The sequence below is a fragment of the Mesorhizobium sp. M0145 genome (assembly GCF_040322355.1).
Lineage (GTDB): Bacteria > Pseudomonadota > Alphaproteobacteria > Rhizobiales > Rhizobiaceae > Mesorhizobium.
The window spans coordinates 1-16,097 of record NZ_JAMYTK010000041.1 but is presented as its reverse complement, the minus strand read 5'-3'; the positions used below and the strand labels follow the sequence as shown (position 1 = coordinate 16,097).

Sequence of the window (16,097 nt, the reverse complement as noted above, 5' to 3'; positions counted from 1 at the left end):
TGGGCAAGGTTCCGTCCGCGGCCGATACAAAATTCGGTTCTCGCCTCAATTCCGGCCGCGACTGATCGCCTCCAACGTCTTGCCCTTGCGTAACGCGAACCGTCAGCCCAGGTCGACCCCGCACGGATGGAACTAAAAGCTTTGTAAGGCGAAGGTCGAGCGGCTCTGCGGATTGTCGAGCGCTGGATTCTCGCCCGACTCTGTACCCGCTCGTTGTTCATCGCGGTTTTCACGCTCGAGCCCTATCTGGGTTGGTAGGTGTCCTAGCGACGTGGCCAGTGGTTTAGTTGGCTGAGCCACGGTGCCGATCGAGCTGTCGCAAGACGTGCGGCAAACGTTACGATCCATTAAAAAATGTGGAGCCTGCTATGCCTAGCCGCTGGAAACGAAGACCCGACGGGTCCAACTGGGGCGATTTTGGTGACGACGACGAATTGGGGCGGCTCAATTTTCTTACGCCAGACGCCCGCAAGCGCGCGGCCGGCTATGTTGAGGAAGGGCTGACATTCTGCCTTAGCCTTCCACTGAATTTGCCGGGAGGCAATGTCGTGCATCGTCTGAGACATCCGCCCCGATTGTTCGCTCTGTCACGCGACCAAGAAGGTGCCCTCAACTACAACTATCCGCTGGCTAAGGAAAAGGTCGGGGCGACCGATATCGTCAGTGACGATTTCGTGACATTAGCAACTCAATACTCGACGCATTGGGATACTTTTGCCCATGTGGGGCAGAGTTTCGATGCCGATGCAGATGGAGTTGCTGAGCCAGTCTACTACAACGGTTGGCGCGCCGGCATTGATGTGATTGCGCCAGATCCTGCGACGGGCAGCGCGCGGACATCTCGTCTCGGTGTAGAGACAATGGCGCGAGCAGGCCTGCAGGGGCGCGGCGTAATGGTTGATCTATGTCACCATCTCGGCCGCAGCCGACGCGTCGTTAGTTACGACGATATCATGCGTATAATCCAGGCGGATGGTATTAAAGTCGAGCCGGGAGATCTAGTGTGCTTTTATTCTGGTTTTGGTGACCTTATCGTTTCATCTGCTGGCACGCTCGACCGCTCTGACGTACAACCTGCCCACTGCCCCGAATTAGATGGACGCGATCAACGCCTGCTCAAGTGGATTGATGGAACTGGGCTTTCCGCGCTCATCTCGGACAATTTCGGGATAGAGGCACTTCCCGCACGGGCAGCCGATGGTGAAAAACATGCCTCATTACCACTCCACGAATTCTGCCTTTTCAAGGTCGGGATCGCACTGGGGGAGCTCTGGTACCTTTCGGAGCTCGCCAAGTGGATGCGGCAACGGCAACGACGATATTTCCTCCTCACTGCGGCACCGCTCTGCCTTCCTGGCGCTGTGGGCTCGCCGGTTACGCCGCTAGCGACGGTTTGACCATCGTGTTGAAACCAGAAAACCAACGCAGGTTGTTGTCTGAAGCCAAGGGCGGGGACCTATGGCGGCCTCCGCTCTCACGCAGATCCATATGAGCCGTTCGAACGAGATGAGCCAGCACCTCTAGACAATTCCTCGAATTGGTCCAATCACTGTAAGCGACTTGCCCCTTTGGGCCAGCCTGACCTAATCGTGCGAAGAACCTCCGATTCTGGCATAGGTGTTTGTTGCATGGAGCGAGAAGGCAAAATTGGCGTTCAGGACGTCTCAAACCAGGGCTATGCGGTTCGGCTGGAGGTGATCGAGAACGGGCGCCAGTAACGCTTCGGAGACGGCGAAGGCGGGATCATTCGATATCTTGCCGAGCCTTTCCTTGTCCCCGATGAGAATTGCCGGGGAACAATCCCAGCCATGCGCAAAATCACCCATTGCTATCATCGACCACACACCGGCATGATCTGAAGTCGCGAAGTCGCTGCGCCTTATCGTCTTGCTTGGCGAGCTCGACGACCTTCTGCGTCTTGTCTTCGATCCTGGTCTCTTTTCCGATCCAGCAAACCACGGCATTCTTCCCGCACGAGTTCCGGGAGAACAAACAATGACATCCTTGACGATCGCCTCAATGCGCTTGAGATGCCCGATCCCAGAGGGACCTTGAGATGCCCGATCCCAGAGGGACAACGTAACATTACTCGTAGAGCACCGCACGCAACGCATTCACCAGTTCCGTACGCTGATTGACAATGCGCTCCCGGAGCTCGAAAGGTGAACCCCCTTTGCCTGTTGATCCGCGCTTTTCGGTTCCACGAACCGCATCTCAGGGCGCTGCGCGGCGATGACGATGGCTTCGGCGTCAGCGGCATCATTCTTCTGGCGCTTGACGAAGGGGCGCGCGTATTGCGGTGCGATCACTTGACCTCATGCCCGAGATTGACCAATTCGCGTACCCAATGATGGGCGCTACCACAGGCCTCCATGACAACGACAGCCGCAGGCTGGCTTTCCGTGAAGGCAAAAACTGTCCGCGTAGCAACCTCCGGCGAAACTTCACCTGGCCCGTCATCGATGCTCCGTGAAGCTGGTAGACATTCTTTGCTGGATGTGCAGGTCCAGACAGATGTGAGACGGAAGGGTTGGGAAAAATTCGGGGGTCTCCGAACCAAGTTGCGAAGATCAAACTTCAGGAGAACCCCCAATGCAGGTTTTTGGCCTGCCGCGTCATGTTATCAGAGCCGGTGCTCTGGCGTCACGGATCGCGGCGAAATCCTTATCGAATGAAGCCGCGATCAGTATAGACGCCGTCAGGCGATGGCAAAGCGCACGCGCCGCTGGCCTTTCGGCCGATCAGGCGGCCAAAGCCGTTGGCGCCTCGCGTGCCTCGCTCTATCGGTGGGCCCAAAGCTGGCTTGGCTGATCCGCCGCGAAGGCGTTGCGGTCTCAACCTCGACCATCGGCCGCATCCTCACAAGCCTGATGCAGCGCGGTCTGTTCGTGCCGGTCCCGACTTTGCGCCGCAAGCCTAAACAACCCAAATCCAGGTCGCGGCGGCCGCGCCGGGTTCGCCGGCCGCAATGGAGCCCGGCGCTGGTGCAAGCTGTCGAGGAGCTACGCGGTGAGCAACCCGATGTGGGCAAGCCTGGCGGCCGCCGCTTCCGCGTCGTCGGCAAGCGCTACGCCAGACGCCTGCCCAAGGGCCTCAAACCAAAATGGCCGGGCCAGATCGTCCGGATCGACACCGTCTTCGTCAATCTCGCGCCCGGCAAGGCCATCAAGCACTTCACCGCCTACCATCCAGTCGCCAAATGGACCGTCGCCGGCATCGCCGGCCGCGCAACCGCCGATCTCGCCGCCCGCTTCCTCGACAAGGTGCTCAGACAAATGCCCTTTAAAGTCACTGGCATCCAGGTCGATGGCGGCTCCGAGTTCATCGCCAGCTTCGAACAGGCATGCAGGCCAACAAGCTCGACCTCTTCGTGTGCCGCCAAAGCGGCCCCAGCTCAACGGAGCCGTCGAACGCTGCAACGGAGCATGGCGATACGAGTTCTATGCCGTCCATGACTTGCCACACCAAATCGAAAAGCTGCTGCCCTTCGACGACGCCTTCGCACGCCGATATTAACCACAGACCACACGAGGCTCTCGACGGACAAACCCCAGCCAATATCTCTCAACCCTCAGCTCTGGTGACCTCCATCCGCCTCGTATGTCTTGAACCCGGACAAGAGATGACCCGTCGACAAGCGTTTTGTACTGCTTGAGGGTAAATCGACCTGGAAGCTGGACGCATAGATCTTCGAAGAGCCGCGTGGGGTTGATGTTGGGAGTTCCTCCAATCGGCCGCAAACGATCGGCCACACCATGCGGAGCGCCTGGAGGCGGGCTTGGCCAGGCTCGGCGTAGACCGGCTTCGGCTTCTCCGGCATCTTCGCGGCAGTCGCGGCAGGAGTGGGTGGGATCACGGGCTTGAGCGCGGCGCAGCGAGCCGCAATGATGTTTGTGTCGAGACCCCTCTTGTGAACCTCGCAGGTGACGCGGCTTGGCTTCGATGGAGACGGTCGAACGTTTCGCCCGCGTGGCAGGCGCTCGATAGGCTTGCTACGAACGCGGCCAGGTTGAGCGGTTCGGATGTGGTCTATGGCGATGTTTGGCCGTCAGCCAAGGCCGGCAGATAAGCCTATACAGCTCGCATCTCATCCAGAAGCTCAGCGGGATCGAGGTCGGCGGCGATCCCGCGCAGCTTGCTCTTGGCGGCCATCGGGATACCCTCCGCCTGCAGGAGACGCTCGCAGGAGTCTGCGGTGGATGACAGGGGACTGTCAGGAATCTTGTGCGTGAGGCCATGATGATGGAAAGGAGAATCATCGCATGGCCATTGAGAAGGAAGTACTGGATCGGGCCGGTCGCGACCCGCAGGAGCTGTTTGCCTAGGACGGTTGGCTTGAGGATCTGAAGAAGGCGCTTTCGGAGCGGATACTGAACGCCGAGTTGGACGATCATCTTGACGGGGAGCAAGCCACAAGATTGGCGAACCGGCGCACGCTCTCAGGGCAAAGGACAAGCCCGCGCGGATTCGGTCGAGTGTCTCGACCACGAGGACACCTTCTCGGACTACGATGGGGGCGGCCTAAGCGATCGATCGCTGGATGTGGACAATTGCGGCGAGTTCGTCAACAACAGGTTGATCGAATATTGCCTGGTCACGGCATCGAACTCACCGCGCGCGCCTTACAGTAAGAACGACGAAGCGTGGATAGAGCAGAAGAATGGGGCGGTTGTTCGGAAGCTCTTGGGCTATCGGCGCTTTGAAGACTTGGCGGCAGCCAGGGCGATCACGAGCCTCTACGGGGATCCAGGCTGTTCGTGAAGTTCTTCCAGCCGTCGTTCAAACTGGCTGCGAAGCAACGCGACGGTACGAAGGTGGCATTGCGTGAAGCCGGTTGTCGTCATTGGCTGACGAACGTTTCGCCGAAGACGTGCGAATTGTGTTCTGAGCGCTGACGGTCTGGCGGTGTGCTTCGGCTCAGGATGACAGGACTCGGATTGCGGACTTTTCATGATCCCCTGTCGCCGCGATGAACTCCTCCAGGATCCGGAGCTTGTCCTTACTCGTTGCGGCCGCATAGCGGTCCGTGACCGCATTGGCGCATGGCATGTATCGTCTTCGTCTTCATGATGCTTGCCTGGTGGTGAAGGCATCATGGCGGCGGCGCCTTCACGGCTAACATTTTAGGTGAAGCAACGTACCCGCGCGATAACATTTTTCTTGAGCAATGCGCGGTAACGGCGCGCGGGCTCGACATGACGCTTCGCAATCTGTCGCCACGCAACGAACTTACTCGATGCAGTCCCGCTATTTCGGCCGTTCGCCCTAGGGCTGGAGAACGTCGATCACGCGTCGGGGCAATTGGGTCACCTTTACCGGCCATGCGTGGCTCTCATTGATAAATGGATTGGTCTTTAGCGACCAAGTCGTTATCAGAAGGCCACCCCGCCAAACACTCCCCCCACGTCAGCGGGTTAGGCCGCAGACTCATACTTTTCAACCAGATTCGGACCGAAGCGAGTTTGACAGCGTCGAGGAAGTTGAGCGGATCTCGGTCGTAGCGCGTCGCTATACCTCTGAAATGTTTGAGTTTGTTGAAGTATCGCTCGATAAGGTTGCGCTGCTTCTAGACCCATTGGCTGAAGGGGAAACTGCCGGTTCGGGTTTTCTTCGGCGGGATGTTTGCCCAAGCGCTGCGTTGCGCCGCCAGCTCGCGAATGGCGTTGCTGTCATAGGCGCGGTCGGCAAGCAGGATCGTATCGGGTTGGAGAGAGTCGAGCATGGCGATGGCGAGCTTGCCATTATGCGCCTATCCGGCGGTCAGGACAGATCGACAGGTCGCCCCTCGGCATCGACGAGCGCGTGGATTTTGGTCGTGAGACCGCCACGGGAACCTGCTATGCAACCAATCGTCATGGCCCCCTTTTTTGCCGTGGCCGCATGCTGGTGAACGCGGACACAGGAGCTATCGATCATGATGATCTCGCCGTCGAAAGCCTTGGAAACCGCCGCCAGCAGCCGATCCCAGACGCGCCATTGCACGAACCGGTTATAGCAGGAGGTGTAGGGGCCGTATCGTTCCGGCACATCAGCCTACGGGAGACCCGGTTCGGAAACGCCACAGGATGCCGTTGAGCACCTTGCGGTCACCAACCCATGCCACACCGCGGACCTTGTTGGGGAGATGAGGCACGATGATGCCCCATTCAAAATCGCTCAATTCATACCGACGCATCAAACGCTCCAAAAGAAGCCTTGAATCAGAACTTACATCAGCACGATACCAGTTTATGAGTTTGCGACCCAATTCAATACGCATAGTGCAGTTGTGCCAACGAAAATGACGCGACTACAATCGGCTCGGTTTGTTATGAGAATCAATACGGCTCCTCAACTCGTCGCCGGTTAGCCAAACAAGCCAATCTTCGTCCACAATCTTCTCATCTACCAACCTCAATATTAACCCGCCCGGTTCATGGTGCGGCATTTCGTATTGCGCAACGACGCCCTTATCTAATGACCAACGCGCTACAAACCCACATATGAAGTCTGGAGCCCACAAGGCAAAAGACACGCCGAATGCTATTCCTGCCGCGATCCTAGGCACGCCCTGTCCTCTGTAGTCTTTGCGCACCCAAAGGTCCCCGAGGTACGCTACCCTCCCGGTTATCTTTTTAGCGCTCGGTGCTGTGCAAAAACAACTGTCGTTAGGATGAGCTTGTATGGTTGGGTTAGCATAAAACGCTTTCAGAGACTGAAGATGATCTGCAAAATTGCTGCGTGAAAGGTCATATAATCGAGCAGCATCCAGAAGCGCGATATCATCATTATGGTCAACGCCGACGATCCAAAATCCCTCGCCTGCTTTAATTGGCGAACGATCTGGTCGAAAATTTGGATATGTTGGACTCTTTGTCGGTGTGGCCCGAGTGATCGAGACGTATTTTTGAAAATCGAAACCTATCGAAATTCTTATGCCTTTTTGGGCTGCGTGGTCGTCATATGTTTGAAGGTAGCGTGAGATGTTCAACGGATTAACTACGCTTTTCGTCATAGCAGCTTGCCCTATCCTGCTGAACTGCGCCAGGACTGGAAGGCGCGTTCTTAATGGATGGTACAACGTTAACACGGATCGAAATGCTACCTACTTTCATGGGTTGCAGGGAGCTGAATTGGGGCGCACGGAGAGCCGGCATGCCCAATTCAGCTCCCTGCAACAAAGCCATTCTGATGCCAATTTTCATTCCATGAGGACTTCCGAAGCTTTGGCGCCGAAGATCGTCGGCAAGTCATGCGCGTAATGAAGAAGTGGCTTCAGTCTTTTGTTATCGAGGCAGAGGCTGATGTTATCGGAGCAGAGGTTGACCGTGGCTCTTGAGAGCAATGACCGCTTAACTCTTGGGACACAAGGCCATCCTCGAGGGCACGCGGTTGCAGCCCTTACGTTGGAGCCGGGGCGCCGTTGTGCCTTTACCGGCAGGCCATCGGTGGGGACGCCGGCCGTGTCAACAGAGTCCGTGAGAAACGAGCAGCAGGAGATCCAATGGGCTACCTCGACGAACTTTTTTCGATGACGGGTAAGAAGGCACTTGTGACGGGCGGCTCGACGGGCATCGGACGAATGGTTGCGACCGCCCTAGTCCAGGGCGGCGCAGACGTCATGATCGCATCCCGCAAGGGCGCCGATTGCGAGCGCACAGCCGAAGACGTCAACATGTTGGGCGCACCGGGCAAAGCGGAAGGGTTTGCCGGAGACATCAGTTTCCTAGAGGGCATCACCGAACTGGTCAATGAAGTGAAAAGGCGGACCGACAGGCTGCACATCCTCGTCAACAATGCCGGCGCCACTTGGGGTGAGCGACTTGACACCTTCCCCTATGAGGCATGGGCACGCGTGCTGACCGTTAACGTTACCGGGCTTTTCCATCTGACGCGCGAGCTTCTCCCTCTGCTTGAAGAGGCGGCAAACGACGACGACCCTGCGAGGATCATCAATGTCGGCTCGGTGATGGGAACCCAACCGATCGCTGAAGGCGCATATTCCTACACCGCCTCCAAGGCCGCCGTTCATCACCTGACGCGCACGCTTGCACACGAATTCGCGCCACGGCGGATCACCGTCAATGCTTTCGCGCCCGGTACCTTCCGCAGCCGGATGACTGCTTTCGCCACCGCCACCGATGAACAGGCTCAACGGATGAGCAGTCGCATCCCGCTGGCCAGGATCGGCAGGCCCGATGATATAGCCGGCGCGACGCTGTTTCTATGCAGCCGGGCAGGCTGCTACGTCACCGGAGCGATCCTGCCGATCGATGGCGGTCAGTCCGTGCGGCATGGCATAAGCTTCTTCAGGGAATAGTGCGCGCCAGGAGCAGTCAGTGACTTTTGACGCCAGCGCGGCAAGGAAACTGGCGTCGCCGTGCCGCGCAGTCACATAGAAGACGATCGCCCAGTTGCAGACGAGACTGATGATCATCAATTCATGCACGTCGACCCGGAGCGTGCAGCGAAGGAGCCGTCGTTCGGCGGGTCGCACGTAGCTTATTGCTGATGTCACCGTTCTCGGCGATGACGTCCGAGACGCAAGCGGCACGCGAGCTGATGAATCGTTTGGCCGTTCCGCAATTTGATGATTCAAACTGCCTGCCGCGACCGGCCGTGTCGAAAGCCTGTCGCTTGATTTTCGTAGGCATGTTCTGGCAGCCGTGGCCCCGCGCTGACGCGGAGTGAGCGGATGCCCGGCCGAATGCGCTGGCGCATCTGAGAACCATCTTAGGCATGTCGGGGGGCCTACTCATCGTCAGCGCCCATTGCAGATGATCCGCTATCCGTCCCGCCGGCCGCTGGAGGCAGAGTTGCGTGGGAGGCTGGAGGCTGGTGTGGACAGCAACCGTCCGGCGACGGATTGTCGGCACGCGAGCACCGAACTTGGTCGAAGCACGGGCAAATGCGCACTTGGATTTCGTCCATGACTAGTTCGCCTGCGGCCGGCGTGCGACCATACCAACACACCCATGCCCGGGGGCCGATCAGTCTTGGCGGATTCCAAGAGGCGAACCGAGATTGCAGCTGGCTTGAATGTCGTATCAAAGATGGGTCTCGTCTTCTAGGCCCTTGCCTTATGTGAGTTTTGACCAGACTCGAATAACAGAGCCGCGTCACACGGGCCGATCTCTGGATTCAGTAGCCAATTTGGAGGAACACGATGCAGCCCAGACAGCCCTCTTGACCTCAGCATCATCAGCTGGGATCAAACACCCAACCTAATCAGCGGTGCCAATCTGCAAGGCCTGAGAGGCAGTTCATTCAGGATTGTAGCGTCGATTTGTCAGTCTGACGACACTTCTCTGCTTGTAACAGATCTCCCTTGGAGAGCATCACCATACCGATGATGCCTTCCCTCAATAATTGTGCGATCTCGGCATCGGGGAGGCCGAGAAGCCCTGAAAGGATGTCTCTGTTATGCTGTCCGAGTGTCGGCGCTGCTGTGCGAATCGCATAGGGCCCTGGACCTTCGCGGATCGGCATCGACGGCTGCGGATGTAGGCCCACGAAAGCACGTTCAACTTGTTGCAGAAACGCGCGCGAGGCGAGATGCCGATCCGCAAGCAGGTCATTTGGGACGCGAGCCACGCCGGCAGCAACCTTTGCTGCTTGCAACTCGGACATGGCCTCGTCCGCGTCGCGGCTGCGCGTCCAGGCTGCGATGCCTTCCTCGATAAGATCCTCAACGGCGCGGCGAGCTTCTGCAGATTTCAGCGACGCATCTGTGGCCCAGTCGGGCCGACCAATAAGAACGGCTAGCCTTTGCCACATCTTCTCGTCAGCTGCGGCTACCATGATCCAGTTGTCCTCTCCCGCACATCGGAAGCAGCCATGTGGTACAAACTGGGGATGTCGATTTCCATACTTTGGTGGCGGCAAACCACCCATCGAGCTGAGGGTGATCCATGGTGCCGCAAACGGCATCATGCATTCGATCTGCGCTAGATCAATGAACTGTCCCTGCCCTGTTTTCCGGGCGTGAATCAATGCAACCAGAACTGCAACGCAGCCGTTCAACCCGCCGACGGCATCTCCGAAGGCGACCTGGCTCATCACGGGCGGCCCGTCAGGATCTCCGATCACACTAGGCAACCCTGAGCCTTGCTCGAGAGTCGAGCCATAGGCCCGGCAAGCGCGATGAACACTGTCGTCGCCAAAGGCAGACATCGACATCATGACTAGGCGTGGGTTCAGCGTTTTTAACACGTCGTACCCGAGCCCAAGCTTTGGCAGCACGTCGACCGAATAATTGCTGACGACAATATCGGCTCCCACTATAAGCCGTTTTGCAAGAATGAGGCCTTGCGGCCGCCTCAGGTCGAGTGTGATACCGCGCTTGTTGCGGTTCATGATGCAGTAGCACATCGCCTTTTCGTACATATGGTCGTCGACATAAGCAGGGCTTCGATCAACGCCGCGAAACCAGTCCGGATATTGGATAGCCTCGATCTTGATGACGTCCGCGCCGAGATCACCCAGGGTGCGCGTACACAACGGGCCCGCCCAGCCCATCGAGAAGTCGATCACGCGAACCGCCTGCAACGGCTGCCAGCCGGCATCGATGCAGCCTGACGTCAATACGTTGCCGGTCAAGTGAGTTCGGTGTTTCGCGAAGGCCTGCTGCTCGCCGGGAGCTGGAACCTTCCCCCCGCGGCGCGGAGGGGTCAATGTCAGCCGCTGCATAGAGCCAGCGGTCAAGCCATCTTCTTCGCCAAGCAAGATAGGCACGATCGCGCCACGCGCTTTTTTCTCGGTATCGAGGAGCAGATCGGATATTTCCGGTACTCGCACGATCGGGATCTTCCGTTTCAATCCCTCCTCGAACCAATCTTGCGCTGTTCGCTCCCTCAGCTTTGGTATGAACTGTCGTTCAATATGTTCCATGTGTTGAAGACGATCTTCGGCGAGGACCAGAGCCGGATCATCACGCAATTCGGATAGGCCGAGCATGTCGCAGAATGCGCGCCATTGTGCCGGCGTCCACGTCGTGACGCCAAGCCAACCCCTCTTGGTTTCGTAAATGCCGACCGGAAAGCCCGGCCAGAACCGGTTAGTACCAATGCGGTGCATCACGCCGCCGCGCGCAAACGCCTCGAACATAAGATACTCACTGACAGCGAGGCTCGATTCGAAAATACTCAGGGACCACGACCGCCCTGCCCCACCCTGCATTCGCGCAACCGCCGAAGAAGCCACAGCAATGAAGCCCCACAGGCCAGCAAGGATACCCGTCTGGAAATCCGGTGCGTGCACCGGCGGGCCCTGGACCGGTCCGGCCAGCTTGACAAAGCCGGCGAGCGCGCGGACAGTCGAATCAGTTGCTGCGAAGTCTGCATAGGGCCCTTCGCGGCCGAACCAGCTCGCTTCGAGGTAGGTCAACCCGGGGCGCCGCTGCCGGATTGCGGCGATATCAACGGACGGGCAATCCGCGGAATCGACATCGCGGCCATCGACCAGAATGTCGCAATTCTCAATTAGTGCAGTCAGCCGTGTGATCGCGTCTGGGTCGGTGGCATCGATGATGTTGCTAGACTTGTTGAAGTTCAGGAATGCGAACCACGCGCTCTGTCCACTGGGCGTGACTGGCGCGGTGCGGCGAAGTGGATCGCCTGTTGGCGGCTCGACCTTCTGAACGTCGGCGCCAAAGTCGGCAAACAGCCGCGCGCAATAACTGGTTGCGGCCGAGCTACCGATTTCGACGACCCGCAGATGCGACAACACTCCCATCGAGGGCTCCTTCCCCGGCCATGCTGATGCTCCGGAATCATCGGCTACGCGATGCGAGCCTGTGCAACCACGAGCGCGGCGCTGCTCACCAGACATCGATACACCGGCATTTGGGACTGGTACGAGGCGGCGGCACTGGGACCAACGCAAGACCCACTTTGATCCCCCGCCGCGGCTCCGCGGGATCGATTGCGTTGTCGATGTCGAATACCGAGCCAATTGATACGACCGTCCCGTTGGCATAGAATTCCGCGACTTTCTTGCGGCGACAGTCCTCGCGCTCGGAATCTGCGATCCCCTCCATCTCCTTGCGGAAGCCAAGCCGTCCGTAACCCTCCAACTCCATGCCGCCGAATTCGGCGGTCGGCCACCAGGCCGGAAAGCCTCGCGAGCTGCACGCAAGACGGCTCGAACGGGTCATGTCAAGCCGATCGGTGTCGGCCGGCCGACCTCCGCCGCCTTCCGCATACAACATCAGCGGCATTCGCGACCCCTCGGCCGGCGCCAGCATGCGATCCCTCTTCTTAGGATTCATGTGCCCTTGGGTGCTGACGCGCACCGAGTGGTCGTAGACCGCCACCACGCTGAGAGCGGCTTCAGGGTCGAAATGAGTTGCGTTGACGATCGCAACACCTCGCAACGAGGGCGTCCTGGCATCTGGCAGTCCCATGAAATTCCTCCGCTGAATCGTCATGATCACCTCAGGGGAGACTTGGTCGCGTATGAGGCTCGGCGGTTCTGTCGGCTACTTTTTCCAAAATGCGGTCGCACAGCCGCTCTATGTCTCGGACCTCATGATCGGCTGTAACGCACACCCGGATACCTGCCTTTCGTTGCGGAACTGTCGGGAAAAACGTCACCGAGGTATAGAAGCCGGCATCGAGAAGCTCTCTTGCGATTGCGATCGCCTTGGCCTCCGATCCGATGGCGATCATTCTGATCGGAAGCGAACTGCCTTGCTGGGCGGTTGCGACATGACGGTCGAAGAGGTCAATGCGTTGCGCCAACTGCCTTTGCCGCTGGCCGAGTTCTGCCGAGCGGTGAATCTTGCACGAGCCAAGCGCCGCACCAACTGCCGCCAGATTGGCGGCCGCCGAGAACGCATGGGGGACGGAGTAACGTCGAAACAGAATCTCCTGGTCAGCCGTTCCGAGCATCAACATGCCACCCGATGCGCCGAATCCCTTGCCCAGCGAGGCTGCTATGATCGTGCGGTCACCAAGCTCTTGCGGAAACTGAGAGCGCGCAAATCCTTGGCCTTGGCGTCCGAACAGCGATATGCCGTGAGCATCGTCGACATAGAGAAAGAGCCCATAGCGTTCCTGGAGTTGGCGCAGTTCCTTGAGCGGCGAATGGCCACCCATGGAGTAAACGCCATCGCATATATAGGCGACCACCGGCTCTTGGCGGCACAATCGTTCGAGAGCGTCGATGTCGTTGTGCGCGATCGTTTCCACCCGCGTTTCATCAGCCACCACCGGCTTGTGATGGGCGAGCGAGATGTGCGCAACGCGATCGAACACGACGACCGGCTTCCTTCCGCCCGTCAATTGGCCCGAAGCAAGGAGGGGCATCGCGCCCAGATTGGCGAGCATGACACTGGAATAGGTGAGCACACGCGCGGAGAACATTTCCGACAGGGTTGCTTCAAGCTCTGCGAGAAGATCGAAATTGAGTCGCGTTCGTGCGCACGACCAATGCAATGACCGATGCGCCTCAATCGCCTCGATCGCGCCAGCGATGATCACCGGATGATTGTCGAGACCCAGATAGGAGCATCGCACGAAATCAATTGCCTGCGGTCGATTGTTAAGCGGACCGGTGCCCAAAGCAAAGGCGCGTCCGGTCGTGGAACGCCCAGAGACGGCCATGAGACCAGCTTCGTGGGCCGCATCGAAATACTTCATGCTTTTGTTGACCACGTAGCCGGTGTTCCGAAAGAGTCCGGTCGGGCGATCACCATGCGAGAGAGCGACCCGCTGCTGCATCTCATTCTCCATTCTGATCTGCCCAAAATACGCCCGCGACCACTCAGATGAGTTGGCACAACAGCGCGGCTTGGCGACATCGGTCCGAATCGAAAGTGCCGCACGGATCTTGCCACAACTCGATCGGCACCTGGGTTCAAGCCAACTAAACCACTGGCCACGTCGCTTGGACACCTACCAACCCAGATAGGGCCCGAGCGCTTAAGGCGTGTCTCTGATTGCTGCGCCGTCAGTAGGGGCGATGTCGCAGGCCCCCATTCGGGGCGACCGGCAGTGTTTTGTGGCTGTAGCGATGCGGCGCCCAACTCGCTGCTATTATTCTCAAGGCTATCGCCACGCGTACATGAGCTCTGCAAGCAGACGCCACAGCTCCGTTACGCTTTAGTCGATGCTCACGATCCCGCGAAATCCTTGCACGACGCGTGTGAAGTCGGTGCTCACGATCGTCTGAAACACACGTTCTCGTGCTCAAAAAGACGTTCAAGTCGGCTCAGATAACGAATTCCTCGCGGCGCGATCGGGCTGAGCTCTTAGAGGTGCGCGCGCAAAGCGTTGACCAACTCAGTGCGCTGATTGAAAGCTGTTCACGGGTGCCAAACATTATGGACCGAGACTCTGCTCCTTCGTTTCGACGAAGCGCATCGTGGGCCGCTTGCGCTGCCTCGACGATCGCATCCGTTTCGTCGTTCTTCTGGTCCGCGATTAAGCCTGCTAACATTGTAGTGGCGATGATTGTCAAACCTGATCCTGATTCAATTTCTCATCTCCTAGTTCGGCCGATCGCCACCCTCTCCTCTTCCCGACCTAACCGTCGCGCTTGGCGGCGCGCGCGCAGGGACGTTCAAGGATGTGGCAGCGAGGCCTCATGGCGCAGCGACTTGTTGTCGACGGGTCACGAGCACGGACGATAGTGATGGGGTGGACGCCCCCTCGACGGCATCGATGTGCCAGAATGGTGGTGTTTGACAGCCACCGTAAGAGAGGGAGCGTCCACAATGGAAGTTAACACGATCGGGTTGGACCTAGCGAAGAATGTATTTCAGGCGCATGGAGCCGATGCGGCGGGCGCCATTGTTTTCCGCAAGCAACTGCGACGCGACAAGGTGCTTGCGTTTCTCGCTGGGCAGCCGGCCTGCTTGGTCGCCATGGAGGCCTGTTCTGGGGCGCATCACTGGGCGCGCGAGATCGGCAAGCTCGGGCACGCCGTTCGTCTGATCCCGCCATCCTATGTGAAGCCTTTCGTGAAGCGGCAGAAGAACGACGCCGCCGATGCCGAGGCGATCTGCGAGGCCGCGCAGCGGCCGACCATGCGCTTTGTCGCCGTGAAGAGTGAGGAGGAGCAGGCGAGTGCGGCCGTATTCCGGGCTCGTGATCTGCTGGTGCGGCAGCGCACCCAGACGATCAACGCCTTGCGCGGCCATCTCGCAGAATATGGACTGGTCGTTGCCCAGGGCCCTTCTCACACCGCCAAGCTGATGGAAAAGGTAGAGGATCCTGAGGGCGATCTGCCAAAAGCAGCCCGCCTGGCCCTCACCATGCTGGTCGATACGCTGAGATCGCTGGAGGAAAGGATCAAGCAGCTCGATGCCGAGATTGCACGGCGTGCCCGAGAGGATGAAGACGTGCGGCGGTTGGCAACAATCCCCGGCGTTGGTCCGATAACGGCAACGGCTCTGGTTGCACTGGCGCCTTGCGCCGCGATCTTCCGAAAGGGGCGCGACTTCGCCGCTTGGCTGGGCCTGACGCCGCTGCAACGCTCAACCGGCGGTAAACAGAAGCTCGGTGCAACATCGAAGATGGGCGAGCGTACTTTGCGGCGCCTGCTTATCATCGGAGCGAGCGCTGTCGTGCGTCATGCTCGTCGGCGAGGCATTCGGGAAGGATCGTGGCTTGGGCGCATGCTCGCCCGCAAGCCGCCAATGCTTGTGGTCGTCGCTCTTGCCAACAAGATGGCCCGCATCGTCTGGGCGCTCATGGCAAGAGGTGGGACCTACAGGGCTCCGGCCGTGGCAGCATAGCAGCTCGGTCTGAGGTCGTCGCAGGTGTAGGAAGGTCACACGGAGAGGTATGGCGCGACAGTCGATGAGAGACGGATCGGAAAAACCAGTTCAGCACAGAGCGCTTCGAGCGCGCGGTAGTGATATGGATCCGATCGGCGAACTCCCATACGGGCCGGCGGCAAATGGAAGGTCGCATCAGAGGCCGGACAGATGTCAGCACCCGACTACGCGCCGCTATACCGTCTTTCGAAGATTCTTCTTGCGCTCACGGGGGCGTCCACAGATGTGCTGAAGGTTCTGCAAAAAGTTTTGGAGAGAGAACGGCGCTTGCTCTGAGGGGCGAGCGGCCATGGCACGGTGGTGACGTTGCGATCACCGATTCCCGTGGAAGGGGAAG

Annotated in this window: 9 protein-coding genes and 4 pseudogenes; 7 read left to right on the top strand and 6 right to left on the bottom strand. The window is 58.8% G+C overall.

What is annotated here, in order from left to right:
* Positions 1-368: 368 nt before the first annotated feature.
* Positions 369-1,397 carry a cyclase family protein gene (locus NKJ28_RS31320; protein ID WP_352638357.1) on the top strand — a complete coding sequence of 343 codons (1,029 nt, stop codon included), beginning with the start codon at positions 369-371 and terminating at the stop codon, positions 1,395-1,397.
* Positions 1,398-2,114: 717 nt separating this feature from the next.
* Here NKJ28_RS31320 and NKJ28_RS31315 read toward each other — a convergent pair.
* Positions 2,115-2,309, bottom strand: a complete 195-nt coding sequence (locus tag NKJ28_RS31315) for a hypothetical protein (protein WP_352638356.1) — start codon at positions 2,307-2,309, stop codon at positions 2,115-2,117.
* 477 nt (positions 2,310-2,786) lie between these two features.
* Between NKJ28_RS31315 and NKJ28_RS31310 the strand changes: the two genes are divergently transcribed.
* The 3 genes and pseudogenes from NKJ28_RS31310 (at position 2,787) to NKJ28_RS33115 (ending at position 4,761) form a co-directional block, all read left to right on the top strand.
* On the top strand, positions 2,787-3,455 hold the full coding sequence (locus NKJ28_RS31310; RefSeq protein ID WP_352638355.1) for a hypothetical protein: 669 nt from the start codon (positions 2,787-2,789) through the stop codon (positions 3,453-3,455).
* A gap of 807 nt (positions 3,456-4,262) precedes the next feature.
* A pseudogene (locus tag NKJ28_RS31305) lies at positions 4,263-4,481 on the top strand (transposase); the annotation flags it as partial.
* Positions 4,396-4,761, top strand: a complete 366-nt coding sequence (locus tag NKJ28_RS33115) for a hypothetical protein (RefSeq protein ID WP_502902245.1) — start codon at positions 4,396-4,398, stop codon at positions 4,759-4,761. The pseudogene NKJ28_RS31305 and the gene NKJ28_RS33115, both read left to right, overlap by 86 nt.
* A 679-nt stretch (positions 4,762-5,440) precedes the next feature.
* Here NKJ28_RS33115 and NKJ28_RS31295 read toward each other — a convergent pair.
* Together NKJ28_RS31295 and NKJ28_RS31290 are read right to left on the bottom strand one after the other, a co-directional pair.
* Positions 5,441-6,175: pseudogene (locus NKJ28_RS31295) on the bottom strand (IS5 family transposase); the annotation flags it as partial.
* A 114-nt stretch (positions 6,176-6,289) separates the two neighbouring features.
* Complete coding sequence (locus NKJ28_RS31290; RefSeq protein ID WP_352638354.1) at positions 6,290-6,994, bottom strand: hypothetical protein; 705 nt, start codon at positions 6,992-6,994, stop codon at positions 6,290-6,292.
* Positions 6,995-7,483: 489 nt separating this feature from the next.
* On the opposite strand from NKJ28_RS31290, the gene NKJ28_RS31285 reads away from it, so the two are divergent.
* Together NKJ28_RS31285 and NKJ28_RS31280 are read left to right on the top strand one after the other, a co-directional pair.
* A complete protein-coding gene (locus tag NKJ28_RS31285) occupies positions 7,484-8,299 on the top strand; it encodes an SDR family oxidoreductase (protein WP_352638352.1) in 816 nt (271 codons plus the stop codon).
* Positions 8,300-8,395: 96 nt separating this feature from the next.
* Positions 8,396-8,473: pseudogene (locus tag NKJ28_RS31280) on the top strand (MaoC family dehydratase); the annotation flags it as partial.
* Between the two features lie 773 nt (positions 8,474-9,246).
* On the opposite strand, the gene NKJ28_RS31275 reads toward NKJ28_RS31280, so the two are convergent.
* The 3 genes and pseudogenes from NKJ28_RS31275 to NKJ28_RS31265 form a co-directional block, all read right to left on the bottom strand.
* Positions 9,247-11,712, bottom strand: a complete 2,466-nt coding sequence (locus NKJ28_RS31275; protein ID WP_352638351.1) for a CaiB/BaiF CoA-transferase family protein — start codon at positions 11,710-11,712, stop codon at positions 9,247-9,249.
* Positions 11,713-11,797: 85 nt separating this feature from the next.
* A pseudogene (locus tag NKJ28_RS31270) lies at positions 11,798-12,094 on the bottom strand (hypothetical protein); the annotation flags it as partial.
* A gap of 319 nt (positions 12,095-12,413) precedes the next feature.
* The gene (locus tag NKJ28_RS31265) at positions 12,414-13,700 is read right to left on the bottom strand and encodes an aminotransferase class I/II-fold pyridoxal phosphate-dependent enzyme (RefSeq protein ID WP_352638350.1); all 1,287 of its coding nucleotides are present in this window, start codon (positions 13,698-13,700) and stop codon (positions 12,414-12,416) included.
* 995 nt (positions 13,701-14,695) lie between these two features.
* Between NKJ28_RS31265 and NKJ28_RS31260 the strand changes: the two genes are divergently transcribed.
* Positions 14,696-15,718, top strand: a complete 1,023-nt coding sequence (locus NKJ28_RS31260) for an IS110 family RNA-guided transposase (protein ID WP_352638348.1) — start codon at positions 14,696-14,698, stop codon at positions 15,716-15,718.
* Positions 15,719-16,097 lie beyond the last annotated feature (379 nt).

Excerpts from the sequence above, each read along its gene's own strand:
- NKJ28_RS31260 (WP_352638348.1), top strand. The coding sequence starts at position 14,696 with ATGGAAGTTAACACGATCGGGTTGGACCTAGCGAAGAATGTATTTCAG.
- NKJ28_RS31290 (WP_352638354.1), bottom strand. The coding sequence starts at position 6,994 with ATGACGAAAAGCGTAGTTAATCCGTTGAACATCTCACGCTACCTTCAA.
- NKJ28_RS31265 (WP_352638350.1), bottom strand. The coding sequence starts at position 13,700 with ATGCAGCAGCGGGTCGCTCTCTCGCATGGTGATCGCCCGACCGGACTC.
- NKJ28_RS31275 (WP_352638351.1), bottom strand. The coding sequence starts at position 11,712 with ATGGGAGTGTTGTCGCATCTGCGGGTCGTCGAAATCGGTAGCTCGGCC.
- NKJ28_RS31320 (WP_352638357.1), top strand. The coding sequence starts at position 369 with ATGCCTAGCCGCTGGAAACGAAGACCCGACGGGTCCAACTGGGGCGAT.
- NKJ28_RS31285 (WP_352638352.1), top strand. The coding sequence starts at position 7,484 with ATGGGCTACCTCGACGAACTTTTTTCGATGACGGGTAAGAAGGCACTT.